At 43.1% G+C, this 24,815-nt stretch carries 22 protein-coding genes; 8 read left to right on the top strand and 14 right to left on the bottom strand.

The features are described from left to right. Positions 1-312: 312 nt before the first annotated feature. Entirely contained in the window at positions 313-1,518 is a 1,206-nt protein-coding gene (locus QF117_RS04735; protein ID WP_282385000.1) for an aromatic amino acid transport family protein, read from the top strand. Positions 1,519-1,677: 159 nt separating this feature from the next. Here the strand turns inward: QF117_RS04735 and QF117_RS04740 are convergent, their stop codons facing one another. Then, positions 1,678-2,133, bottom strand: coding sequence for an Lrp/AsnC family transcriptional regulator (locus QF117_RS04740; RefSeq protein ID WP_282385002.1), 456 nt, complete (start codon positions 2,131-2,133; stop codon positions 1,678-1,680). Between the two features lie 150 nt (positions 2,134-2,283). Between QF117_RS04740 and QF117_RS04745 the strand changes: the two genes are divergently transcribed. Continuing rightward, positions 2,284-3,234 (top strand): DMT family transporter, encoded by a 951-nt coding sequence (locus QF117_RS04745; RefSeq protein WP_282385003.1) that lies wholly within the window; start codon positions 2,284-2,286, stop codon positions 3,232-3,234. A 259-nt stretch (positions 3,235-3,493) separates the two neighbouring features. Here QF117_RS04745 and yegD read toward each other — a convergent pair whose 3' ends face one another. Further along, complete coding sequence (gene yegD / locus QF117_RS04750) at positions 3,494-4,846, bottom strand: molecular chaperone (RefSeq protein WP_282385004.1); 1,353 nt, start codon at positions 4,844-4,846, stop codon at positions 3,494-3,496. 125 nt (positions 4,847-4,971) lie between these two features. Here yegD and QF117_RS04755 point away from each other — a divergent pair, with 125 nt between their 5' ends. Beyond that, entirely contained in the window at positions 4,972-5,292 is a 321-nt protein-coding gene (locus QF117_RS04755; protein ID WP_282385006.1) for a cysteine-rich CWC family protein, read from the top strand. Positions 5,293-5,479: 187 nt separating this feature from the next. Here QF117_RS04755 and QF117_RS04760 read toward each other — a convergent pair whose 3' ends face one another. Next, the gene (locus tag QF117_RS04760) at positions 5,480-5,827 is read right to left on the bottom strand and encodes a HopJ type III effector protein (protein WP_282385008.1); all 348 of its coding nucleotides are present in this window, start codon (positions 5,825-5,827) and stop codon (positions 5,480-5,482) included. 268 nt (positions 5,828-6,095) lie between these two features. On the opposite strand from QF117_RS04760, the gene QF117_RS04765 reads away from it, so the two are divergent. After that, positions 6,096-8,042 (top strand): ATP-binding protein, encoded by a 1,947-nt coding sequence (locus QF117_RS04765; protein ID WP_282385010.1) that lies wholly within the window; start codon positions 6,096-6,098, stop codon positions 8,040-8,042. A 133-nt stretch (positions 8,043-8,175) separates the two neighbouring features. On the opposite strand, the gene QF117_RS04770 is transcribed toward QF117_RS04765, so the two are convergent. Together QF117_RS04770 and QF117_RS04775 are read right to left on the bottom strand one after the other, a co-directional pair. After that, entirely contained in the window at positions 8,176-9,720 is a 1,545-nt protein-coding gene (locus tag QF117_RS04770; protein ID WP_282385014.1) for a DUF3369 domain-containing protein, read from the bottom strand. A 199-nt stretch (positions 9,721-9,919) separates the two neighbouring features. Further along, on the bottom strand, positions 9,920-10,765 hold the full coding sequence (locus QF117_RS04775) for an AraC family transcriptional regulator (protein WP_282385015.1): 846 nt from the start codon (positions 10,763-10,765) through the stop codon (positions 9,920-9,922). A gap of 114 nt (positions 10,766-10,879) precedes the next feature. Here QF117_RS04775 and QF117_RS04780 point away from each other — a divergent pair, with 114 nt between their 5' ends. Beyond that, positions 10,880-12,265 (top strand): MATE family efflux transporter, encoded by a 1,386-nt coding sequence (locus QF117_RS04780; RefSeq protein ID WP_282385016.1) that lies wholly within the window; start codon positions 10,880-10,882, stop codon positions 12,263-12,265. Positions 12,266-12,447: 182 nt separating this feature from the next. Here QF117_RS04780 and QF117_RS04785 read toward each other — a convergent pair whose 3' ends face one another. After that, entirely contained in the window at positions 12,448-12,765 is a 318-nt protein-coding gene (locus tag QF117_RS04785) for a DOPA 4,5-dioxygenase family protein (RefSeq protein ID WP_282385018.1), read from the bottom strand. Positions 12,766-13,019: 254 nt separating this feature from the next. Here QF117_RS04785 and QF117_RS04790 point away from each other — a divergent pair, with 254 nt between their 5' ends. Next, complete coding sequence (locus QF117_RS04790; protein WP_282385019.1) at positions 13,020-13,763, top strand: RNA methyltransferase; 744 nt, start codon at positions 13,020-13,022, stop codon at positions 13,761-13,763. 162 nt (positions 13,764-13,925) lie between these two features. On the opposite strand, the gene fdxA is transcribed toward QF117_RS04790, so the two are convergent. Continuing rightward, a complete protein-coding gene (gene fdxA, locus QF117_RS04795) occupies positions 13,926-14,249 on the bottom strand; it encodes a ferredoxin FdxA (RefSeq protein ID WP_017033643.1) in 324 nt (107 codons plus the stop codon). A gap of 261 nt (positions 14,250-14,510) precedes the next feature. On the opposite strand from fdxA, the gene QF117_RS04800 reads away from it, so the two are divergent. Then, positions 14,511-16,124: an NAD(P)/FAD-dependent oxidoreductase gene (locus QF117_RS04800; RefSeq protein WP_282385024.1), complete on the top strand. Its 1,614-nt coding sequence runs from the start codon at positions 14,511-14,513 to the stop codon at positions 16,122-16,124. A 146-nt stretch (positions 16,125-16,270) separates the two neighbouring features. Here the strand turns inward: QF117_RS04800 and QF117_RS04805 are convergent, their stop codons facing one another. From QF117_RS04805 to QF117_RS04830, 6 genes are all read right to left on the bottom strand, one after another. Continuing rightward, the gene (locus QF117_RS04805) at positions 16,271-17,209 is read right to left on the bottom strand and encodes a Gfo/Idh/MocA family oxidoreductase (protein ID WP_282385025.1); all 939 of its coding nucleotides are present in this window, start codon (positions 17,207-17,209) and stop codon (positions 16,271-16,273) included. Positions 17,210-17,387: 178 nt separating this feature from the next. Beyond that, positions 17,388-18,833 carry a phospholipase D family protein gene (locus QF117_RS04810; RefSeq protein ID WP_282385026.1) on the bottom strand — a complete coding sequence of 482 codons (1,446 nt, stop codon included), beginning with the start codon at positions 18,831-18,833 and terminating at the stop codon, positions 17,388-17,390. 303 nt (positions 18,834-19,136) lie between these two features. Continuing rightward, the gene (locus QF117_RS04815; RefSeq protein WP_282385027.1) at positions 19,137-19,547 is read right to left on the bottom strand and encodes a VF530 family DNA-binding protein; all 411 of its coding nucleotides are present in this window, start codon (positions 19,545-19,547) and stop codon (positions 19,137-19,139) included. Between the two features lie 145 nt (positions 19,548-19,692). After that, entirely contained in the window at positions 19,693-20,403 is a 711-nt protein-coding gene (locus QF117_RS04820; protein WP_282385029.1) for a transporter substrate-binding domain-containing protein, read from the bottom strand. Positions 20,404-20,532: 129 nt separating this feature from the next. Next, the gene (locus QF117_RS04825; protein ID WP_282385030.1) at positions 20,533-21,144 is read right to left on the bottom strand and encodes a sugar O-acetyltransferase; all 612 of its coding nucleotides are present in this window, start codon (positions 21,142-21,144) and stop codon (positions 20,533-20,535) included. A gap of 26 nt (positions 21,145-21,170) precedes the next feature. Further along, positions 21,171-21,962, bottom strand: coding sequence for a PhzF family phenazine biosynthesis protein (locus QF117_RS04830; RefSeq protein WP_282386155.1), 792 nt, complete (start codon positions 21,960-21,962; stop codon positions 21,171-21,173). Positions 21,963-22,296: 334 nt separating this feature from the next. On the opposite strand from QF117_RS04830, the gene ylqF reads away from it, so the two are divergent. Further along, positions 22,297-23,241 carry a ribosome biogenesis GTPase YlqF gene (gene ylqF / locus QF117_RS04835; RefSeq protein WP_017038156.1) on the top strand — a complete coding sequence of 315 codons (945 nt, stop codon included), beginning with the start codon at positions 22,297-22,299 and terminating at the stop codon, positions 23,239-23,241. Positions 23,242-23,497: 256 nt separating this feature from the next. On the opposite strand, the gene QF117_RS04840 is transcribed toward ylqF, so the two are convergent. After that, positions 23,498-24,478, bottom strand: coding sequence for a GTP-binding protein (locus QF117_RS04840; protein WP_282385036.1), 981 nt, complete (start codon positions 24,476-24,478; stop codon positions 23,498-23,500). Positions 24,479-24,815 lie beyond the last annotated feature (337 nt).

The following is a 24,815-nucleotide window of genomic DNA, read 5'->3' on the forward strand; positions in this document are numbered from 1 at the left end:
CAGGTAATTATGTTTAAGGTCTCGCTGTACAGTGTTGTGGTCCTTAGCGGTTGCCTTTCGACATGCCACTTAAGTTTATAATGTTACTTTACTTTATAGCGCTACTTTGAACCGACGAAGATGACGCAATCATTACTCAAACATTCCGTTCGTATATTTTAATTTACACGCGTGGATTATAAACCTTACAAAACACTTGATTTGCAGACTTAAAAGCCACAGAATCTTCCACTTCTAAACGCAGAATCTGTTATTTATTCAAATCACAGTATTCTTCACTAAACATCAAATAACGTAAATATAAGTGTACACATGACAAATTCAAAGATATTCGGTAGTACTTTGATTATTGCCGGTACCACGATTGGCGCAGGCATGCTTGCGCTCCCTATCGCATCCGCAGGCATTGGATTCTCAACTTCACTCATCATAATGCTGAGCCTTTGGCTTTTAATGGCTTTCACTGCGCTATTGATGCTTGAACTTCATCAACACGCGGATAGCAATGCTACGCTGCATAGTTTGGCAAAAAAAATATTGGGGAAAAAAGGCCAATGGTTGACAAGCTTTGCTATGTTGTTTCTTTTCTATTCTTTGTGCTCAGCCTATATCGCAGGAGGTGGCGCTCAGTTTGGTGAGCGATTAGCCTCTTGGACTGGAACTGACATTAACGCTCGGTTCGCGACGGTACTCTTTACGCTCATTGTGGCGACGATTGTTACGTTTGGAACAAGCACGGTAGATAAAGTGAATCGAGTTTTGTTTATCACAAAGCTGGTTGCTATGGTCGTCGTTCTTGGATTTCTTGCGCCAAATGTGACTCAAGGATACCTGCTCAGTATGCCCATTCAACATGGTTTCATTGTTGCGGCAATACCGGTTATTTTTACCTCGTTTGGTTTTCACGGCAGTATCCCTGCGGTGGTCAATTACTTGGATGGTGACACTCGCTCGTTACGTAAAGCGATTCTCATTGGCTCGTCGATCCCTTTAGTTGTCTATATCTTTTGGCAAATCGTTACATTAGGGGTGATAAGCCAAGATACTCTGATAGAAAACACGGGATTATCTGCGCTTATTAGCGAGCTTGCCGTAACGGTGCAGCAATCCAATATTAGTCAAATAGTTGGAATATTCGCTGATTTAGCGCTACTGACGTCTTTTTTGGGTGTGAGCCTTGGCTTATTTGAGTTTCTGGCTGACTCCGTGAAGGGTAAAGAAAAAGAAGGAAATCGACTTTTTTCAGCAATCATTACCTTTGTACCGCCACTTGGTTTTGCTCTTTTCTACCCACAAGGCTTTATTATGGCGTTAGGTTACGCCGCTATTGCCCTTGCTGTACTGGCTATCTTCCTGCCTGTTGCAATGGTGTATAAAGTTAGACAATCTCAACACTACCAGTCTGAGTATCAAGTGTTTGGTGGTAAGCCAGCCCTTATCATGACCAGTATGGTAGGGGTCTTTATTGTTTCGGCACAGCTGGCCATCAGTGCAGGCTTTCTACCGGCTCTTGGTTAGCAGTTGGCTCTCGCTTAGCAGATCTTGTCTATTCTCTAAGCGAGTATCAGCCAATTGACGAGCTGTAACTAGGTTAAGCCTATTTTTCTTGCTGCTTGTCAATGAATCTGCTTAAAAAATAAGCTGCTTAAAAAGGAAACAACATATTAAACAAGCTGCCTATATTAAAATAGGCAGCGACTTACCTTGCTTTACTTGTCGTATTGCTAAGTGTGTATGAATGTCTTTCACCGTCTGAATTCTTTGTAATTGACGCGTGAACTGCTCATACCCTTCAAGATCCTTAGTCACGACCTCCAATAAGTAATCATAAGCACCGGATACCACATGGCAATTAATCACTTCTTTGCTTTCACACATCGCCTGTTCGAATCCATCTATCGAATCCGCTTGGTGGTTGTTTAAACTCACTTCAACGAATACCGTCATTCCAATGCCCAATTTCCCCTTGTTCAAGCTCGCGTTATAGCTATCGATAACACCCTCATCTTCAAGCTTTTTTAGACGTCGAGCGCAAGGTGAAGCAGACAAACCGACTTGGTCTGCCAGGTCAGCGGTGGACAACCTTCCCTGCTGCTGAATTAATTCCAGTATACGTCGATCAATTCTGTCCATTTCAATGAATACCTACACGATTGATTCAGCCAATTATTGACCATTAGGCGACAATTACAGCCAATAATTGATGAATTTAGTTAACATTACGCCTGATATAAGCGCCTATTTAGAAGGATAATAGTACTTATTAACAAAAATGTAACGACTATGTTTATTGGATACCTCTCAATTTTTGCAACGGTACTGCTTTGGTCTGGCTTCTTTCTTTCACTAAAAGGTGGGGCGATATCTTCATTTACTCCTGCTGATATCGCGATTACGCGTTTTTTGGTGCCGGCTTTGGTTCTTTTTCCAGTCACTTTCCGAGCCAGAAAACAGATCCTGTCTATCCCTATTCGATATTTGCTTGGCATGATCGTTGGTGGTGGGTTGCCATACTTGCTCATCGCAGGCTGGGCAATGCAGAATGCCACCGTGTCTGATGGTAGTGCTTTAGTACCCGGGACATTACCCTTATTTGTTTCTGCTATTGCGGTGATCCTTTTCTCTCAACCGTTAAGTGAGCATAGAAAAGTTGGGCTGGGACTTATCGTTGTTGGGATTGGCCTATTTTTATGGTCAGGGGCATCTGAAAACCATCCTGCACTCTTGAAAGGCCATCTGTTATTTTTGGTGGGGAGTTTAATGTGGGCAACGTTCACGATTTGTGCGCGGGTTAGTCATTTACCTGCACTGGTTTGTGCCGGATTAATTTCCTTTGTCTCTTTCGTCTTGTTGGCTTTGCTCATCGCCACCGGTGTTATCGAAAGCTCTCTTCTCTCGCCTCTTAAACACCATTCATTGATAGAGGTAGCAAGAGATTGGCCGATCAGAGAATTACTGGGACATTTGCTCATACAAGGTTTTGGAATTGGGTTGTTTGCTTCGTTTACTTTTCTGCATGCAATTTCAATCCTCGGAGCAGAGCGAACCGCAGCGTTCGGGTCCCTTACCCCCGTTGTTGCTACGCTACTTGCGATGGTGATATTTAATGAGACACCTCAGCTATTAACTTGCTTAGGTTTAGTGTGCATATGTGTCGGAAGCATTATTGCGAGTAACGTTTTTATACGGCAAGACGCCTCTCTTTCGTATCAGCCACCTCAGCACTCAAAATAACGTTTCACACAGGTAGCATTCCAAAGCGGCGTGATCATTTGATCGCTTCTAAGCTTTGTTCACTCATAAGCTTTGTTCACTCCTAAGCTTTGTTCACTCCTAAGATTTGTTCATTCCTAAGATTTGGTCGTTTCAAAATAATGAACCACCAAAGAAATGAACCATCACAGATTGGTGATGGTTCATGTGCCTATTAACTATTAACTATTAACTATTAACCATTAACTGTCCGTGCTTGGCGATTAACGGTTAACGAATGTTACTTGAAGCAGATGTCTGCCCATCTCGCCAGCCCTGCGGTGACTGACCCAAAATAATTGCCGCTCACTACGGGAATATTCGGTAGCAGTTCTTCTACCGCTTTGCGTAAGAATGGAGAGCGTGCCGAGCCTCCCGTCATGAAAATGACATCTGGCTGAGCGCTGCTTAATTTTACCGCTTCTTTAACAAGATCGGCCATTTTCGATTTCGGTTGCTCTATCGCGTCAATCATTTGTTGTTGGGTGATATCAACCTGGATCGTTTCTGAAAGAAGATCGATGTGGGCTTGATAATGACGATCAGAAGAGAGGGCGATCTTCGCTTCTTCAGCTCGACGGACGATATTGTAGCCCAATGTTTCGTTGTACACTTGAAGAAGCCGATTCAACTTTTCAGGTTCACTCGCTTCTTTCACCAACATTTTAAGCGCCGATAAATTGGATCGCGAGTAAAACTCTTTTTGAGCCTCTACATTGTTAATGGCAATTGGATTCCAATACTGTGTAATGGGCATTTCAATACCACTCGTAGTTTGACTACCAAACCCAAAAGGTGCCATGAGTTGTCTGAACGCTAGATGTATATCTAAGTCATTCCCCCCTACCCGTTGTCCACTATGAGAGAGAAGAGATTGCGTACGGTCTGATTTCCCTCGCCAATTTGGCCCCATTTCTATCATCGAGCAATCGGTCGTACCACCGCCTATATCTACAACCAAAACCGTGATGTTGTCATTGAGTGTTGCTTCATATTCTAACCCTGCTGCAACGGGCTCAAATTGAAAAACAACATGCTCAAATCCCGCTCGCTTTGCCGCTTTTTCAAGAATATTCTCGGCTTGCTTATTCGCCTTCTCGCCACCGCGCCCATGAAAGTTAATCGGTCGACCAATAACAGCATCAGCAATCATTTTCTGTGTCTGTAATTCAGCCTGCGATTTTATATTGGCCATCATGGCACAAACGAGGTCTTCGAAAAAACTCAGTTGAACGTCATGTAAACCTGACGCCCCCAAAAATGATTTCGGTGATTTAACGTAGTAAACATCTCTCGGATCATCTAAATACAGATCCAGAGCAGATTGACCAAATGCGACATCTTCCGATTGAAGGTCGATGCTTTCTTCTCGGTTGAACGCTATCGAACGCCTCAATACTTGCTCCCCGACAGCATCAGAAGGAGAAATATTTCTGTGACGGAAAAGGTGCTCTGAGACAGATTCTCGCGTCGGTGCGCATAACGTCGAAGGAATGTAAAAACTATCACCCTCAAGCGGAAGAAGTACTGGCTGCCCATCTTGCATGGTCGCCACTGAGCAATTCGCGGTACCGTAATCAAATCCAATGAACATAGTGATTTCACCAATAGAAAATGGCCGACAATCCTACACCAAGGCTTTATGCTTTTCTAGAATCAATAAGCATGACCTGCGTTCTCTGGTATACTTTGGGCCTATTTTCCAAGGCAATGACACAAATGAATACACCCTGTAAAACTCCCTGCATAGGCGTATGCAAAACGCCTGGCGATGTGTGCATTGGATGCCACAGAACCAAAAAAGAAATAGCCCAATGGCCAAACTATAGTGATGATCAAAGAGCGAGCATTATGGCTGAACTGCGCGGCGAGCAAAGCAGCCACCAATGCCCTCTTTGCAGTGCAAAAACGCAGTGTGATATTGAGAGTGGAAAAAGTACCTGTTGGTGCTTTGATATTGAAAGGCGAGACAGTGCAGGTGTTACCGACAGTGACGTTTGCCTGTGCCGGAAATGCCTAAGTGCACTGCCTATCCTTTAAGTTCAGTTGTGAGATATAAGCTCAATGTTAGATAAGTAAAGCAGACGTTAGGTTTTTGAAATAGACGCTTGGTTTGTAAATAGCTTAGTTCGTAAATAGCTTAGTTCGCAAATAACTTAGTTCGTAAATAACTTAGTTCGCAAATAGATTAGTTCGTAAATAGCTTGGTTCGTAAATAAATAGAACGCTAGACTTTTTTCACCAATGCAACGGCTTCAAATTCAACACCATCCCAGCCCGTTACCATAAAGTTTCGAATATTTTGATGATCGTCACCCTCAGGGTGCTTCAATACGTCTTCGCGATAAAATCGGCCAAAGCAAGCAAGCGTTTCTTCAATAGAAAGCTGCTGCAATTCACCCAACGCGAATATTTTACAAGATCCATTATTCTGCCCTGCCTGATTGAGTGTTTTACCGTTAGTAAATGTGGTGGGAGTAAAACGAAAATTTTCGTCAATCACACTCATGGTTTGTTCAAATTCAATAAGTTCAGGCTCTCGCTTAAGCTGTGAAATAAATGTGTTTAAATCCATATTGTTAACTTCCCTATTATTGGTTTCATTTTGAATTGGAACATACCACGAAGTGAGGCTCTAATTGAAGCCTTCACGCGCAATAACCAGGTAGAATTGACGAGAGTAACGTTAAAACACATTGGCTAACTGACCTTTCTGGCAAAGATTAATTGCGCTAGCTGAGACGATTCTTACTTATGTGCTTTTACTTATGTGCTGTAGCGCATAGTACCAAATGCTGACTAGCTTCTATACTTACACTACTGGCGACCACAACGAGTAGTACATGAAAAACAAAATGCAGTTTGAGCAGAGCATCAATAACCCTCTGCATAGTCGGATTGGTCGTCGAATTATTCTGATCACGGTGATACTGAGTGGGGCCATCACTCTGATCATGACGCTTATTCAACTGTACTGGGATTATAATCGTGAATTTAATGCTGTTGATCAGCGACACTACGAAATAGAAAGTGTCCATGCTCCATTATTGGCCTCTTCTTTGTGGAATTTTGACCTTGTTGTTTTACAAGAACGTCTCGACGGTTTAGTCAATTTGCCTAAGATTGACTATCTGCAAGTGGACTCTGGCGACTACTCCTTCCATGCGGGTAGCAAGGTACTAGATGAGCGCATTTCAGTCAGTTTCCCTTTAGAATACCTGAGCCGTGACGGCGAAGATTCGGAGCTTCTCGGTACTATTTACATAGAATCCAACGCTAAGACCATTTATGACGCACTGCTAATGCAGTTTTTTATTACCCTGATTTTCAACTCAATCAAAACCACCTTTGTGTGTATTCTTATCCTGCTGGTCTTTCATGAAAGCATCAATCGTCGAATATTCTTAATCGCAAAGTATTTAAGAAAATACAACCCACGGCACCCGTCAAAACCACTTAACCTATTTTATAAAAAATGGATTATGGAAGAGGACGATGAGCTAAATTGGTTGGCATATGAAACCAATAAAATCACCGCCGATGTCACCACGCTCTACAATAATATTAAGTTTGAACAAGAGCGACTCAGTGACTTTACTCATGTTTCATCTGACTGGTTGTGGGAAACCGACGAACTGGGAAAGTTGACCTACTACTCTGAATCCATGGCAAAGTCTCTCAACATTGATCCTTCTGATAAGCCGTTCCTGTTTGATGTACCCGAGTTAAACGACCTGTCGAATTTGAAAAGGTGCGTAAAATTATCCACCGATTTTTCTCGATGTGAAGAAACGATCAAGATTGGTGAGCAAACTTATCATATGCTCTTTCAGGCGCTCGCACGGTTTTCTAATGGCAAATTCATTGGATTTCGAGGTACGAGCATTAACATATCGGACTTAAAAGTGGCGCAGCTGCAACTTGAGACTCTCAATGCCAATTTAGAGCATACCGTAGCGGATAGGACAGCAGACTTAAAGCAGAGTATGGAGCAACTTCAAGCCACACAAGAGCAGCTAATAGAATCAGAGAAGTTGGCCGCACTTGGTGGCCTTGTTGCTGGTGTCGCCCATGAAGTGAATACCCCGCTCGGGATTTCAGTGACCGCAGCCTCAGTGATTCGCGATGTGAGCGCTGAATTAACAACCGCATTTTCAAATCAGACACTCACGAGTACTCAATTCAGTCAACTGATGGAACAACTCAATGAAGGCAACGGCATGCTTGAGCAAAACCTTAACAGAGCAGCCAAGCTCATCAAGGACTTCAAGCAAACGGCGGTCGATCAAGTGTCTGAAGTTCGTACTCTTTTCAACGTTAAGGAAGTACTTGATTCACTGATGAGCAGTCTTCATTCAGAAACCAGACGAATCCCTGTTGTACCCGTTGTGTCAGGCAACGCCGAGATTGTCATGAATAGCCTACCTGGCGTTCTGACTCAAATCGTCACTAATCTTGTGATGAACAGTATTAATCACGCATTTGAAGACTTCGATAATCCCATGATTTCAATTAGGTTCCATCAAAGAGACTCTGATATCGTGCTCGAATACACCGACAATGGCAGTGGGGTTGAAAGTGCATTGCATCAAAAAATATTTGAACCGTTTTTTACCAGTAAACGAGGAAAAGGAGGCAGTGGGCTAGGCCTGAATTTGGTCTTTAATTTGGTTAAACAAAAACTGAGTGGCGATCTTCAATTTGAATCGGAACCTGGCCAGGGTGTCAAATTCACTCTGATCATTCCTAAAGATCTGCCACTGTCCATTGAAAATATACCTGCTGAATAAGCCAGGTTAATAATGTTAACGTCAGCACTTAAAATCAATAAGCCTAACGATCAAATAAGTTAGTTATTAGACGGCTGGTTATTAGACCGCTAGTTACTAAACCGCTAGTTATTAGACTTCTAGGAAAAACGTATTAATCAGGCAAGTCACTGCGGATCTGAATAAAATCCTGCCAGTGATCAATCATCAGGTCGACAAGCTCAGGTTCGAAATGTTTTCCTTTTTCAGCAACCAGTAATTCCTTTATCTTTTCATCTGACCAGGGTTGCTTGTAAGATCGTACCGAACCAAGCGCATCAAATACATCGGCAAGCGCGACGATTCTTCCACTAACAGGAATATCATAGCCCGATAGACTCGATGGATAGCCAGAACCATCCCATTTTTCATGGTGGCTTCCTGCTATTTCTTTGCCTGTAACGATGAGTCTTCGTTTTGACGAACTGAGAATATCGACACCAAAATCAACGTGCTTTTTCATGATTTCCCATTCATCAGCGTCAAGTTTACCTGGTTTATGCAAAATACTGTCGGGGATGGCGACCTTACCAATATCATGAAGTGGAGCGGCATCTTTAATTGACTCGACAATATCATTCGATAACCCATATAACTCGGCCAATTTTCCACTGATAAGGGACACACGTTGAACATGTGCTCCTGTTTCTCGACTTCTTGCTTCAACCGCGTTTGCTAGGTTATTCACCAACTCTTTCGAGGTTTCACGAAGATCAACCAACAAATTTAAGTTTTCAAACGTTAGGCTAATATTTCGCATGTAGATCTGAAGAAGCTGCTCATCGAGAAGATTCAAAGGTCGATTTACATTGACGTATAAGAGGCTGTCGACACCTTCATCGGTATTGGTACAAAGCACATACGCATCAGGGTATTTGGCTGTTTTTTTTGTTCTCAGAACGTCACGACAACGCTCTGACACCAATTTAGGAAGTTTGTCTAATACACAGTCATAATACAAATCGACGAAACTGCCTGTTGCAGCTAAGGTAAACGCTCTTGATGCCTCAGCATCAGGGCCAGGCTGAACCACACAGTACAGTGCTGAAGTATCTAATTTCAAAAGGGACGTTAACTGGCTGAGTACCGACGATGCAAATTCTTGAAGGCTACTGGTGTTTTGCACCCGAGCGGATGCTTTTATCACTCGTCGTAAGCCCGTTTTTTGTTCTTCTATTAAGCAAAGATCGCGAAAAGAACGGAGCATGGAATAAAGCAATGTTTTTAGTTTTTGAGTGGTTAACTCCGTTTTTTCTTTATAGTCGTCAATATCATATTCTTGGATAACGGTATCTTCAGGTGCTTGGCCTGCTTGGCCCGTTCTTAACACCAACCTAATTAATGAGTTCTGTTGCTGCTCTCTAATGTACCTAACCAAGTCCAACCCAGCATGTTCCGTTTCCATCACGACATCGATCAAAGCGAGTGCGATGTCGTCTTCATTTGATAGCAGGTGCTTCGCTTCACTTGCGGACAATGCTGATAGTAGTTCTAATGGACGGCTCTGAAACTTAAAATTTGCCAACGCCAATCGAGTTATTTGATGCATTTGCTCATCATCATCAACAATGAGCACACGCCAGGGTTTTTGGCTGTGCTCAACCGGTGACAATTCTGCATCATCGAGAATAGGATCTTTTTTGTCAGCAAAAAGTTGCATAACACCTCTAAGTATTGACGGATTAACTCTTTAAGTTTTAGCACAAAATTGGATTTTAGACGTGACTCAGACGGGCATAAACAGACAAAGACAGAAGATTGAGATCAAAATATTCGTTTTTGCTTTTACTTTAGAGCTGTTACTTTAAAAGCTCACACCTTATAACCTCACTTTGGGTAGGGCTAATCAGCAGTATAGACTAACTGCCTCTCACAGTGTTCCTAAAGACTCTTGGCGTCATCTTACTCCACGCTTTAAATCGTGTACTGAAGTTTGCCGCATTCGGATAACCGACTATTTCACCGATATGTTGAACTGACCATTCTGTTGATACGAGTAATCTTGCAGCATATTCCATTCGCATCCTCATGACGTGTACTTTAGGGCTGTGTCCATAATATTGCTGACACAGACGGTGAAAGTGAGGTTCCGAACAAGGCAAATTCGAAGACAACTGCGCGACCGTCCAATCTTTATGAAGTTGCCTTTGTACCATATCAAATACGCGCGTCATCCGTATTTTGGTTCTCGATTGCTCTAAATTAATCGGAGCATTGATCAGTAACTCAATTTGCTCAACCGCCCTTCTCCCTACTGCACCTCCGAGATCAATGGGCAGAGAAATCGAGCGTAACATCGCCAATATAGACGCATAGATGACTTCAGATATCGGCGTTAAAGAGTATTGAACTTCATCACCTACAATTTCCGGCCACTCTTTGTTCATGTCTAAAAACACCCACGCTATCTGCCAATCTTCTTCTTCAATACCAAAACCGATTTCTATTGAAGCCGGAGCTGAAATAACGGAGCTGGGTTCGAGTATGTGGCGACGTCCATTTGTTTCTAGCCACCCCCTGCCTTTTACAGTGTAAAGCAACATGTGTTTCTGTTGATTTTTCCTATAAATTGAAAAGACATCTCTGCACGTCGCGATTCCACATTGAATGATCCCATATTCCTCTAGCATCATTACATGGGTATGGTCAATAAACTCATGATGCGTCTTTTCTGATATTAGTAGGCGTTCTTGTTTGTCATTCACACTATATGCACCAACGAAATATGATAGTTTTGCAAAACTTATTGATATATTGAGACAATACTTTTCTTTGGGCAGGAATTAAACTTCTCATTAACACTGATGAGGAATTTTGCGATGTTAACCACTTACCAAACGCTCGATAAACAATTTTGGCGTAAGCTCATTGACATAGGGCTGCCTGTTTCAATGCAAGGTCTTCTGTTTTCGCTGCTGGGTGTGGTTGATATCTTTATGGTGAGTCAACTAGGAGAATCAGCGACAGCCGCGGTAGGTGTCGGCAATCGTATCTTTTTCTTCAACTTAATCGTTATTGTCGGAACCAGTGGTGCGGTGAGTGTGCTAGCCTCACAATACTTTGGAGCCAACAACCTAGCGGGCGTCACTAGGACACTGGCACAAACATGGATGGTGGCATTATTGGTCACGCTCCCTTTTGTGCTGATCTATACCTTTGCCCCTGCAACCGTGGTGTCTATTATCGCTTCGGATCCTGAGTACATTACTCTGGCGACAGATTACTTATGGATGACTGGCGTCAGCTTGTTGCTCACTGCCGTTGTCGTGCCTATGGAAGCGGCGCTTCGATCTGTCGGCGAAGCAAAAATGCCGACCAATGTCAGCATTATCGCCATTTTTATTAATGCCTTTTTAAATGCATTGCTGATTTTTGGTCTGTTTGGGTTTCCGGAACTGGGAGTGTTAGGCGCGGCTATCGGTACAACGGTTTCTCGCTTATGTCATACCTTGATGCTGTTCTACATGGTGAAGAAACATTACGCCCATTTACTCCCAAATCGAAAAAGTTGGCAAGAAGGTCGCCGCCCAGAACATCGTCAGCGTTTCATAAAAGTCGCGACACCAATGATCATTCACGATACCGCGTGGGCAGGCGGCCTTCTGGTTTACAGCTATATCGTCGGCCAACTTGGCGTTGGAGAGCTTGCCATTATTTCATTACTGGCCCCCATTGAAAGCGTGCTGATTTCTGCTTTTCTCGGCTTTGCTGTTGCAGCTTCCATCATATTGGGTAACGAAATTGGCGCTAAAAATTATCAGCGTGTCTCTGATACATCGTGGTGGTACGTTATTACAAGCTGTGTATTGGCGTTATTGCTGGCGATTATCTGTTTACTGGCCTCACCACTGATTAGCGCTGTCTTGATGAAGAGCCCACTCAGTGACCCAGAAATGGCGGTGAATGTTTGTTTAGTCATGGCTTTTGGTATGGTGTTAAAAGTCTTTAATATGGTGGGGATTGGTGGCGTCTTAAAAAGTGGCGGGGATATTAGATACAGTATATTCATCGACCTCTTTGGACAATGGGCTGTCGGTATACCGCTTGCGTACTTTACGGGGATTGTCCTTGGTTGGCCATTGCACATGGTTATGATGATCATCCTACTAGAAGAGATCATCAAGATTTGCCTTACCGCTCAACGCATACAATCCAAAAAATGGATTAACAATCTTATTGAAGAGCCTGAGCCCCAAACTGGATAACAATCCTATTTGAGCAATACTATTTAAACAATATTGCTGAGCCAAAGTTACTGATGGCACCTGCCAACAAATCATCGAACTCACACCCAAAGGCCTTTAGCATCGTTTACTAAAACTCAGTAAACGTGTTATTGGCCTTTTTTTAACTCTTATTTTAAAACCTCATTTTTTAACAAGATTCGTTAAGAAAGCTTATCCTCAAATACGCCTAATTCTCGGCCTAACCAAACGGCATGTTCTGTATGATCTAACCGCTCATTATCACCGATAGGATGAATAAGCACAGGAAAGTCACCACGCGCTTGATTCAACCATTGCGTGAAACCTTTGTCATCATTGGCAAAGTGAACTTCAAACATGGGCATTTTATGCGGCCCAACTAAGCCCATATTCAATGGGAAAACCTTAAGTACATCTCGCCTTTCTGCATCAATACGATCTTTTAGGGCTTCTGCTTGGGCGATATTTTTTAACGGGAAGTAAACGTGTGCATGAAACATGATATGCCTATTAGGTTTATGGTGTTGCGAAATGGTCGTTCGGCGTTTTTTGACTGAGTGTTCCTTCACTGAGGAGTGACGCTCAGCGTGAACAATTTTACTGGCGAGACTCATTGATTACAATCACGTCCTGCTCCAATTCCCACTTAGCTGGCGTTATTTATTAGGTCGCATTACAGCCTGTCATCAAATCTTCAGTTTGTGTCCCTTTTTGTTTTCCTTATAATGAACGCGATTTTATTCGAGATAAAAAAATGATATCTAAAAACCAATTAAAGCTTGTTCGCGCTCTAAGCCAAAAGAAACAAAGAAAGGCGCTCGGCCTATTCTTGGTTCAAGGTGAAAAGAATGTCCTAGAACTGATCCATAGTTCTCTAACCACAAAACATATCTTTGCCACCGCTGAGTTCCTCGCTGCACATACTCATCAATTGGAAGGCTTTGATTGTGTAGAAGCATCACTCGATGAATTAACCAAAGTGAGCACATTAAAAAGCAATAATGCGGCGATTGCGATTGTTGAAACGCCAGAGGCTGAAACCCCATTCGCGAAAGGAATGATGATCGCCCTAGATGGCGTTTCAGACCCAGGAAATTTGGGAACCATTATCAGAGTTGCCGATTGGTATGGCATTAAGCACATTATCGCAAGCATTGACTGCGCTGACCCATATAACCCAAAAACCATCAGTGCAACCATGGGAAGTTTTGCTCGCGTTCAAGTCACTCTTGTCGATTTACCCGCTTATCTAAAAGGCGCTAACTTACCGGTTTATGGGGCATTCCTTGAAGGGGAAAGCGTCCATGACACTGCATTTAAGCCAGAAGGCATCTTACTTATGGGCAGTGAATCGCATGGTATACGCAGTGAGGCATCGCCTCTGGTGACAGACAAAATTACCATACCATCTTTTGGCGAAGCAGAATCACTGAATGTCGCGATGGCGAGTGGGATCATCCTGGATAACTGGCGTCGTCAGCACAGATCGCCCTTGTAGCTAGTACGTTTACAAAAAAGGGCGTGTACAAAAAAGTACGTGTAAAAAAAAAGCGTTAAGTGGCTTCTTAACGCTTTTTTCCATTAAAACAAAAGATTGAAACATTACAGAACGATAAAAACACAAGAGCAGAAATCAAATTAATGCTGACTTGTGCGCGGGTTATTTCTCTAGCATCCCTAGTTTATTTTCCACCCCGTTCCACTCTTCCGCTTCTTCCATAGCAGGCTTAACTTCGGTGATATTGGGCCATATTTCAGCAAGCTCTTCATTTAACTTAATGAATACTTGTTGATCATCAGCCAGCTCATCTTCTTGGAAAATAGCTTGAGCGTTACATTCAGGCACACATAACCCACAGTCTATGCAATCAATTGGACTAATCGCTAAGAAGTTTGGACCTTCATAAAATGCATCTGCTGGGCATACGGCCACGCAGTCAGTATACTTACATTTGATGCAGTTATCGGTTACGACGAACGCCATGGTGACTCGCTCTTAATTAGTCAAATTCAGGATGGGGGATGATACTGATCCTTGATAAAAATACAATCATCTTAAAATGAAAATTGTTAGATTGGCACGCTCATTCTCCCCGATTAATTTCCGTTAAAGTATATGACACTTCGCTCTACTTCACGTAAAATGCGCGCCATTGTGAGCGTAGTCATCTAGTCATCTAGTCATCTAGTGATCAGAGATTTGGATGACTGTGCTAAGACACCTATTATCAACATCGAGAACCCCATGATACGTTTAACTGAAATAAAGCTCCCTTTAGATCATGAAGAGGAAGCGATCTCTGCAGCAATCATTACCAAGTTAGGCATCAAGCCAGAACAACTGCTTTCATTTAATCTATTTAAACGCGGCTATGACGCGCGTAAAAAATCGAAGATCTTACTGATTTATACTCTTGATGTTGAAGTCGACAATGAAGCAGAACTGCTGGAAGCGTTCATCAGCGACCCACACGTAAAAGTTACCCCAGATATGGAGTACAAGTTTGTCGCTAAAGCGCCAGCCGTTCAAACCGAGCGCCCTGTCGTGATTGGTTTTGGCCCTTGCGGTTTATTTGCCGGTCTCGTGCTCGCTCAAATGGGCTTCAACCCAATTATCGTAGAGCGTGGCAAAGAGGTCCGTGAGCGTACCAAAGATACGTTTGGTTTCTGGCGCAAACGAACCCTGAATACGGAATCAAACGTACAGTTTGGTGAAGGCGGTGCGGGCACGTTCTCTGATGGCAAACTCTACAGCCAAGTTAAAGACCCAAAACATTATGGTCGTAAAGTCATCACTGAATTCGTTGAATCGGGCGCACCAGCGGAAATCATGTACGTGAGTAAACCTCACATCGGTACGTTCAAACTGGTTACTATGGTCGAAAAGATGCGCGCCAAAATCATCGAACTTGGTGGTGAAATTCGTTTCAGCACCCGTGTTGATGACATCCACATGGACGACGGTCAAATTACAGGGTTAACACTTTCCAATGGCGAAGAAATCCAAACACGCCATGTCGTTCTCGCTATTGGGCACAGTGCACGTGATACCTTTGAAATGCTGCACGACCGTGGCGTCTACATGGAAGCAAAACCATTCTCTGTGGGTTTCCGAATTGAGCACAAGCAATCGATGATTGACGATGCCCGTTTTGGTAAAAACGCGGGGAACCCAATTTTAGGGGCGGCGGATTACAAACTGGTTCATCACTGCAGTAACGGACGAACGGTATACAGCTTTTGTATGTGCCCTGGTGGAACCGTGGTTGCCGCTACTTCAGAAGAAGGGGCGGTGGTTACTAATGGCATGAGCCAATATTCACGCGCAGAACGAAATGCAAACAGTGCCATTGTGGTCGGTATTTCACCCGAACAAGATTACCCAGGTGACCCATTGGCGGGCATTCGTCTGCAACGTGAGTTAGAAGCCAGAGCCTACAAGCTAGGCGGCGAAAACTACGATGCACCAGCCCAAAAAATCGGTGATTTCCTTAAAGGACGCGATCCAAGCGAGCTCGGCAACGTTGAGCCATCATTCACCCCTGGAATTAAACTAACGGACCTATCGAAAGCGTTGCCAGACTTCGCTGTGGAAGCCATTCGTGAAGCGATTCCGGCCTTTGATAAAAAGATCAAAGGGTTCGCGATTGAAGATGGTCTTCTTACTGGTGTTGAAACCCGTACTTCTTCACCTGTGTGTATTAAACGCGGCAAAGATTACCAAAGTATCAATTTAAAAGGTTTCTTCCCTGCGGGCGAAGGCGCAGGTTACGCTGGCGGAATCTTGTCGGCGGGCATAGATGGTATTAAAGCTGCAGAGGCAGTGGCATTATCTATGGTAGAACAAGCCGAGAAATAGCCGAAAAGTGACAGTCCAACTAGGATCATAGAAATCGTTTCGTCTATTTAAAAAGGCAATCAATATTCCATTGATTGCCTTTTTAATGAGCACGTAATCCGTTTTTAGAGCAATCTCAGTGAGTCATGCCCCTCACTTCTATGCGTTCAGAAACGACTTACTATTTGCTTGGTAATTTTCTGATAAATGGCTTCAGCGAGTTCGTGAGACGCAATATTTCGATCAATGATGGTTTGATTCACTGTCCCTTTTTGTATTACGTTAAACCAGTCTAGAATCATCGCTTCAAACCCTTTGCTTGTAAGCATAGGAGTCCAGTCCTTAAGACTTATGTGGGATTGATTGTTACCCTGCCATACTTTTCCTTCGACAAAGGAATCAAACTCTATCACTTTGTTGTTATATACTGCCTGTACCCGCTCACAAGTTACGCCAAAGTTACGATTCATTGACGCGTGCAAAAGAGCGCCTTGCGCTTGCCACTGCACATCAAGACGAGTCAATAATTGCCCGTCCATTTGATGAGTAATAGCTAGGTCATCTAACGTACTCTGACTATTGAGGTTAATGCTATCTAGTGGGTGTATGAAATCATCAAATATATATGTTTTAAGCTCCCCTGGCAGATCATGACGATGTTTCTCCCATCGAAGGGAAGTCAGGTTTCCGGCAGCGCTTTGCTGCAATTCAGGAATATGCTGATTGAATAAGGGGATGTGGCGGCGATTAAATCCTACATACAACGGAGCCGAATGTTGATGAGATAAGCTGTACAGTTGCTCAACTTGATGAAATGTATCAGATAACGGCTTATCAACGAATGTTGCGATACCTTGTTTTAAGAAATAGCTCGCTATATTAAAATGCGCTGACGTTGCAGCGTGAATCATCACTGCGTCGACCTTCATCATGGGCAAAGAATGATAATCGGTACAATACTCTTTTATTCGATATTGCTTAGCCACTTCATGCAGCACATCAGAATTTCGTGTACACAAGACTAATTCAATACCCTTACATTGCGCTAATACGGGTAAATAAGCTTTTAATGCGATATCGCCTAATCCAATGATTCCAACTCTCATGGTTTACCTTAACCTATGGTTTTAAGTAATGGTTTTAAGTAATGGTTTTAAGTAATGTTTTAAAATAATGGCTTTAAATAATGACTCAAAATAACGGCAGTAACGATGCTCACCGATCTGTTCCGTTTCTGACTGTGGGGCTCGATACTGATGCATTAGCGTATTGCAAGAACATCAATCACAACTGATCTTCTATGGGCAACAAGCCCGCTAGCCACGCTCCCATCTTTTGCCAGAGTGTTGCTTCAGGTTCAGAGGTTAGCGTCGTATCGGTCACAGGGTCATACCAAGCGATGTTATCGTTTTCTATCACAATCTTGTAGGCATTCGACTTAAGGCCTAATTGAACAGCTTCCAATGACTTTTGAACGTATTCAGGTTGCTCGATGACGACAGCCATTTCCGTATTCAAATTCGCTGAACGCGGGTCCCAATTCATTGAACCTACAAATATTTTATTGTCGTCCAATAGCATGGCTTTTGCGTGTAAACTTGACCGACTACTACCAGTAAAACTCCACTTATTGTCAATATGGGCACTCGCTTTGATTTCCCAAAGTTCAATTCCGCCTTCGACCAATTCTTGCCGGTACTTCGCGTACCAACCGTGAACAGCAAAAACGTCGTTGGAAGCGAGCGTATTAGTAATGATGGTGACTTTTTTTCCCGATTCGACGGCGTCCACTAGACTGGCACTGCCCTCTTTAGTGGGAACGAAATAAGGAGAAATTAACACTAAAGAGTTTTCTACTGTGCCTAGCAATGTCGTTAAATTATCCACCAACTGGCTGCTTTCACCTGACACTTTATTAGGCAAATCATACCAGAGCTTTCCCTTACCCCAATACAACGACAATTCACGGTTCGCAATCTTTTGGTAAAAAGGAAGTTGAGTAAAGTCGTAGTCTCCAGAAGAAAACATACTTTCTAGCTGTAACTCTTCAACCTTTTTGGCCGCCTCTTCTTCAGTGAAAATGGAGGCATTGGGGTAAATCCACTCCATCGGCACCGTATAGTCGCTGTTCCAATAGATATCAAATTGATCCGCCGTCTGCTCTACCGTGTTCCCATAAAGTAAGAAATCAAAGTCGCCAAACTCAACACTCGATTCAAACGAAAAGTACTCATTACCAATATTTCGCCCACCGACAATGCTCAGAACAGAATCGGCAGTCATCGATTTATTGTGCATGCGGCGATTTAAGCGGTCAAAATCTGAAATAAAGGCCAGACTTCGGGCTTTCCTGTACTGATGAGGATTAAAAAGGCGGATTTCAATATTAGGATGGGCCGCCAATGACGCCATATCTCGATCACTGCGCTTTTGCATATCATCTAATAGTATCCTAACTCGAACCCCTCTTTGTGCCGCTTCATAGAGACGCCATGTAAGCAGTTGGCTGGTTTCATCGTTTCGATAAATGTAATACTGAACGTCTAGGCTTTTTTGCGCAGACTCAATCAACGCTAAACGCGCCAATAATGCATCGTGACCCCGGCTCAACGGTAAAAAGCCCGTATAAATACGAGTATCATACTCAGTTTGCTGGAACACTAAATCAAGCTGAGAACCCTGTTGATACCCATAGTGAAAACTGCCGGACTTAGGCGTTTCAGAAGTCATATGACTTGTTGAACCGCATCCCCATAAGGCTACAGTAAGTAAAATTGTGACCATGCGTAGATGGGTCTTTATGCAGATAAACACCGATGATACCTATTTTTCTAAAATGATAACCAAAAGCCAAAGTCTTTGATTCATTGTGTATTTAAGGAATATGAACTCTAAGACTACACCAAAAAGAGGCACAACGGCCAAGACTTATACGTGGAGATGAGGTGAAGATGTTATTGAAAGCAGAAAAGATAGAATTCAGACTGCTGCAGTTCTGCAACAGTCGATGCAAGGGTTGATTATTCGCTGCTATTACGAACGGCGATTATAGCGGCCACCGGCAGAAGCTCGGGCTTTATGGGAAGAGGCGGCTTTCGCTTGTGATGACAAAATCGACTCCACTGTGAGCGGCATTGGGTCGCGAGGCTCTATACCGCAAGGGTAGGTTCTTTGGCGTGGAGGCAGCTTAAATTGTTCTTCACTCGCTTTCGGCATTCGCTTAAAACGTGATAGATAAAAATTCTCTAGCTTTTCTCTTGCCCATTCCGTTTTGCGCAAATATTTTAAACTGCTTTCTATCGTCGGCTTAGTGTGGAAACAATTGAAACGCATAGCTGCATCGAGGATATCCCAGCCATAGTAATCAACCAGCTCGGTAAGTAACTGTTCTAATTTAAGACCGTGTAGCGGGTTGTTTTGCTGTTCTTGTTGCTCTTGTGACATGTTTGCCCTATTGACGAGATAATGATGACGCCCCGATTATACGCATAATTGATGCTTAATATAACCATTATCAACCCTACTATTATTTATGGTAAAGCGGTATGCATCACTAACATCCATCTACGTCGACTTTTAGCCTGAGCCTTTAGCGCAGCTCTCTTATTGCTATGTTTAACTCAAACATGAACCTTGGGTATTTTTCCAAAAAATTGTTGGAGATATAAACACCAAACTCTTTTTCTTTTTCCAATATAATCTGATATTTGTCGCTGTTTTCGACATAATGCTGGAACACCACTTCCGCTACGAAAATAGCATCCGTTTGTCCTGAGTCCAAAGCTTCAACAAGACCTTGTATGTCCACGGCATGCGGCAACGTATTGTATTCATTATGTAACAACCAATAATTAGTATTGGTATTGAGTAAACTCATGACCCTAGCCTCTTTTTTAAAGGCTTCTTTTTTTGGGTCAAAGTCAGCCATATTTTCTTTCAATACAACCCAAACCCACCGATTAACCATAATCGTCTCGGAAAAAACAGCGTATCTATCTCGCTCGCTATTTTTTGATGCCATAAAAAAGCCATCTGAGCGTCCGAGCCTCAATTCAGTCAACGCTCTACCATGATTAGAACCCACTTCTATATCGTAATTTACATCTAAGGAATCGAGTATCGTGGTCATTTTATCAACGCCCAAGCCTGTAGGATTACCCTGATTATCAACCGTGGTATAAGGGGGAAAATCTGGCACAAAAAAGTGCATCTCATACTTTGCCAGTGCTGAAAATGAAACGAGTACACTGAGTAACAGTAAAAAAACAATGTTCAATCGATCACGCATAATATTTGACAATCCCTTTCTAGGCATGACAATAAGTATAGAAATTAATTGACGAAATAGCGAAATTCGCGCGAATCCAGACAGACTCATCGTTTTTCGGTTGGCTTGACACAATATTTAATCGCTCTTTTATACCCTGAATCACAACTCTAACTCATTAATTTCTTGCCACATTTCTTCTATTTCTTGATCTGTGGGCATTTCACCTTGAACAATGGTTTTGATCACTTTGCAAGGTGACCCAACAGCAACACTGTCAGCGGGTATGCTCTTGGTCACGATGCTGCCCGCACCAATAACACAACGATCTCCGATGCTCACACCATCAAGAATCACCGCCCCTGCACCAATCCATACATTATCGCCAATCGTAATTGGATTTGCAGTCGCAACCGGTAATACTCTCTCAGACAAACTCAAAGGGTGGCTTGCGGTGCTGATGACAACATTTGGGCCTATTTGTACATATTGCCCAATGGTCACTTCTGCAAGATCCAGAATTTTAACATCGTAATTGAGAAAACCGCCCTCTTTAAAGTGAATGTTTTTTCCCATATCACAGTGAAAAGGAGGGACGATATGGACGCCATTGCTGCTCCCCAGTACTTCCTTCATGATGGTCTGACGTAAACGTTCTTCTGAGGGACGTGAATGATTGAAGTCATACAACTTCTCCTTCACGGCTTGTTGAAAGTGAAACAAATCAGAATTGATAGGGATCTGAACCTCAAACCCCGAAACTGTGTACTTCATACTACCCCCTTAATCAAAGCCTGAGCTTAGATAAAAATCGTGCCTTTTAGGTACAAGACGCCATAACCTGCGATCGTGACTCGTTCATTTTGCACATCGCAATACACGACGCCTCCTCGACCAGAGGATTGATACGCGACCAGATTTTTCTTGTTCAAAATACCCGACCAATACGGAGCAAGACCCGTGTGCATGGAACCTGTGACGGGATCTTCGTCCCCTCCTGAAGCTGGCCAAAAGTAACGAGAGACAAAATCGTATTCATTCGACAATGCCGTGACCGCAACATCAAAAGGCGCCAACCGCTTCAGCTGCTCGCTGTCATAACTGACTTCTTTGACTTCTTGTTCAGAAGCCAATACCGCGACATAAGCTTGATTGTTCTTTAATACTTGCTGAGGCGTTATTGATAACCCTTTCAGCAAAGGCTCTGGGATATCTGAGATTGGCTGAAGGGAGTGCTTAGGGAAGTCCATTTCAATACCACCGTCCAACCGCTGAGCAACCATTAACTCACCAACACTCAATGTTTCATAGGTGATCTGGCCCTCACAACCAAGGTAGTTAAACAGCACAAACGAAGCCGCCAACGTTGCATGGCCACAAAAGTCTATTTCGGTTATTGGCGAGAACCAACGGATTTGATAATGGTTATCTGAGGTTTGTTTGATAAAAGCGGTTTCAGACAGATTATTTTCAGTCGCTATACTTTGCATCTGCGCTGAATCTATCCAATGCTCTAATGGAACCACTGCCGCGGAATTTCCTTTAAATTGGACGTCGGTAAATGCATCGACCACATAGATGCCCAGTTCCATGCTTTCTACACTCTTCTTTGTCTGTTCTTCCTTAAACATGATTACCCTTTGTATTTCTTATGATTTCGCGATGATTATTGTTACAACACTACGCTATTGTCTGTATCACTTCTAGAACAGGGTTTAAAAACCTCGTGGGCAAACTCATAGAGACAAACTCATCAACACACCTGACTCTTGCCTAAACAATAACGCCTAGGCCTACGATGAATGGATCCATTGAATACAACCGCGTGAATCTTTAGTACAATGGCGCAAAATTAAGTTCATGAATGTTGACCAAACGTCAGTAACCACTTGGTCAAAACAACACTATTTAAGGCATTATTTTCAAATGGTTAATAATACAATCCAATGGTTTCCAGGGCACATGCATAAAGCCCTTAAAGAGATTGAAGAAGCGATTCCTCAGGTCGATGTCATTATCGAAGTTCTTGATGCTCGTATACCATTTAGTAGTGAGAACCCGGTCATTTCCAAGTTACGTGGTGAAACACCGGTAATAAAAGTACTGAATAAAAGAGATTTAGCGGATCCCGAACTTACCCAATTATGGATCGATCACCTTGAAAAAGAGCAAGGAGTGAAAGCCATCGCGATAACTACTTCTCAAGCTCATGAAGTGAATAAAGTCATGGATCTCTGCCGTAAACTGGCTCCCCATCGAGAAGAAATCGGAAAAAACATTCGCACCATGATCATGGGGATTCCTAATGTCGGTAAATCCACCATCATCAATTCACTCGCTGGCAGAACTATCGCGGTAACGGGCAACCAGCCTGCTGTGACTCGTCGTCAGCAACGTATCAACTTGCAAAACGGTGTGGTGCTTTCAGATACCCCTGGTGTTTTGTGGCCAAAAGTAGAAAACCCTCACAGTGGTTTCCGCTTAGCGGCGACGGGAGCAGTAAAAGACACCGCAATGGAATACGATGAAGTGGCTTTTTATACCGTTGAATACCTTGCGAAACAATACCCAGAAAAGCTCAAGCAGCGCTACATGATCGATGAGTTACCTGAGTCGGATGTTGAGCTGATGGAAGAGATTGGACGCAAACGAGGGGCTTTACGCTCTGGTGGTCGTGTTGACCTCCATAAAGCCTCTGAGATTCTTCTTCATGAACTTCGCAATGGAACACTGGGGCAAATTACTCTAGAGCTTCCAGAGATGATCACCAAAGAACTGGTCGAAGTAGAAATTGAAACGGCGAAAAAAATAGAGCAACAGATTAAGAAAAAAGAAGAGCGACGTAAGCGCTACCTTCGAAATAAGCGTTAGCTATTTACTAAGTAATGCCAGTGAATAGCGGCTCGCTTTACATCCTAGCAAGCTAAGTTAGCAATATACGCTGACAATTTAGGCTGACAATGTGCGCTCAAACGATAGACATTATCCGATGAGCGCTCTTGTTCAATCAATACTCAAGCAACTGCTTAATTTGCAATTGCTCAGATCTGTTGTGACCATTAACAATTCATAGGTACAAATACACAATAACCCTGAAACACAAATACTGTGCACCGCACTCATACCGTTACATGCCCGCAATTTTGAGTAAAACACTTTCGAGTTGATCCCATGGCATTAGCTCGGTATCAATGACTTCAATTCTAGATTCGAAACCCTCTAGCGATATCTCATTGACGGACACCACCCCATTGGCAATGTTAAAAGCAAAACAACCTTGATTGGTATTCACCACCGCTTTAACGCGTTCTGCTTTCAATGCACTAAACATGGAAAACAGTTCGTCAAAATCAAATGAGTGCTCTGCGCCAAAAAGCCAACCGCAACTGTGATAGCCTTGACCAGCGTTTTCTTTTCTAACAAAAGCTTGTCCTGGTGGCAGTTGAAACTGAGGCTCCATCTCTGCATGATGATGGTGATGTTCTTCAATCTGAGAAGACGCTCCACTTTCACGTCTCGTGACATCAAGCGTTTCCAAAGGGATCTGCCCCTGAACGACGGTTTGAGTCAAGACTTTAGTAGGATTCTGCTGAGCAACCCAACGTTCGAACACGTCTAAGTCGTTGCTATCACATTGATCCATCTTATTAGCGATGACAACGTCTGCTGTCGCGAGTTGATCATTGAAATTCTGATTTTCAATGTATTTATCGATACTCAAATTTCGCGGGTCAACGAGTGCAATCGTCGCTTTCAGATCAACATAGTTTTGGTACTGAGGTGAAATGAGCGTTGCTACCACTTTTTTAGGATGCCCAAGCCCTGTTGGTTCGATGATCAAACGATCCGGATTTCGTCTTAACAATGCATTAATACCAACCGACATCGGAACACCCGCGGTGCAGCACATACAGCCACCGGGCACTTCTTTGATCATCGCCCCATTTTCCGCCAAAATCGCACCATCAATGCCTATTTCACCAAATTCATTGACCAGTACCGCCCAATTTTCTTCTTCTGGTTTGTTCTTTAGTAAATTGAGTATGGCTGTCGTTTTACCAACGCCTAAGAATCCGGTAATGATATTAGTGGGAACACGATTGTGCATGAAAGAACCTTTCACATAAGAAGTTATTGAGGGATTATATAGAGAAAGGCGCAGTTTCAAAATGCCTAAACGACGAAAGGCGCACCAAATTAAGTGCGCCCTATCCCTCGTTACTCAATCGTGAGTTCGCGAATCAAGTCATCAAAGATGCAACTTGAACTGTTACGAGGAGCTAAAATTTCGTTACATTGAATCCATCCAAATTGTATGTAAGACCCTATTGTACGTAAGACCCTTTGCATTCCTCCCTGCGAGTCGGTGGTTCAGATTGCCTTACCCTTTAACTATCGTTCAAATCTGCAAAAACACAAGTACTGTTAGTGATATCTGTCACACT

The organism is Vibrio sp. YMD68 (assembly GCF_029958905.1).
GTDB lineage: Bacteria > Pseudomonadota > Gammaproteobacteria > Enterobacterales > Vibrionaceae > Vibrio.

Coding starts and splice junctions, on each gene's coding strand:
- QF117_RS04735 (WP_282385000.1), top strand. CDS start 313: ATGACAAATTCAAAGATATTCGGTAGTACTTTGATTATTGCCGGTACC.
- QF117_RS04740 (WP_282385002.1), bottom strand. CDS start 2,133: ATGGACAGAATTGATCGACGTATACTGGAATTAATTCAGCAGCAGGGA.
- QF117_RS04745 (WP_282385003.1), top strand. CDS start 2,284: ATGTTTATTGGATACCTCTCAATTTTTGCAACGGTACTGCTTTGGTCT.
- yegD (WP_282385004.1), bottom strand. CDS start 4,846: ATGTTCATTGGATTTGATTACGGTACCGCGAATTGCTCAGTGGCGACC.
- QF117_RS04755 (WP_282385006.1), top strand. CDS start 4,972: ATGAATACACCCTGTAAAACTCCCTGCATAGGCGTATGCAAAACGCCT.
- QF117_RS04760 (WP_282385008.1), bottom strand. CDS start 5,827: ATGGATTTAAACACATTTATTTCACAGCTTAAGCGAGAGCCTGAACTT.
- QF117_RS04765 (WP_282385010.1), top strand. CDS start 6,096: ATGAAAAACAAAATGCAGTTTGAGCAGAGCATCAATAACCCTCTGCAT.
- QF117_RS04770 (WP_282385014.1), bottom strand. CDS start 9,720: ATGCAACTTTTTGCTGACAAAAAAGATCCTATTCTCGATGATGCAGAA.
- QF117_RS04780 (WP_282385016.1), top strand. CDS start 10,880: ATGTTAACCACTTACCAAACGCTCGATAAACAATTTTGGCGTAAGCTC.
- QF117_RS04785 (WP_282385018.1), bottom strand. CDS start 12,765: ATGTTTCATGCACACGTTTACTTCCCGTTAAAAAATATCGCCCAAGCA.
- QF117_RS04790 (WP_282385019.1), top strand. CDS start 13,020: ATGATATCTAAAAACCAATTAAAGCTTGTTCGCGCTCTAAGCCAAAAG.
- fdxA (WP_017033643.1), bottom strand. CDS start 14,249: ATGGCGTTCGTCGTAACCGATAACTGCATCAAATGTAAGTATACTGAC.
- QF117_RS04800 (WP_282385024.1), top strand. CDS start 14,511: ATGATACGTTTAACTGAAATAAAGCTCCCTTTAGATCATGAAGAGGAA.
- QF117_RS04805 (WP_282385025.1), bottom strand. CDS start 17,209: ATGAGAGTTGGAATCATTGGATTAGGCGATATCGCATTAAAAGCTTAT.
- QF117_RS04810 (WP_282385026.1), bottom strand. CDS start 18,833: ATGACTTCTGAAACGCCTAAGTCCGGCAGTTTTCACTATGGGTATCAA.
- QF117_RS04815 (WP_282385027.1), bottom strand. CDS start 19,547: ATGTCACAAGAGCAACAAGAACAGCAAAACAACCCGCTACACGGTCTT.
- QF117_RS04825 (WP_282385030.1), bottom strand. CDS start 21,144: ATGAAGTACACAGTTTCGGGGTTTGAGGTTCAGATCCCTATCAATTCT.
- QF117_RS04830 (WP_282386155.1), bottom strand. CDS start 21,962: ATGGAACTGGGCATCTATGTGGTCGATGCATTTACCGACGTCCAATTT.
- ylqF (WP_017038156.1), top strand. CDS start 22,297: ATGGTTAATAATACAATCCAATGGTTTCCAGGGCACATGCATAAAGCC.
- QF117_RS04840 (WP_282385036.1), bottom strand. CDS start 24,478: ATGCACAATCGTGTTCCCACTAATATCATTACCGGATTCTTAGGCGTT.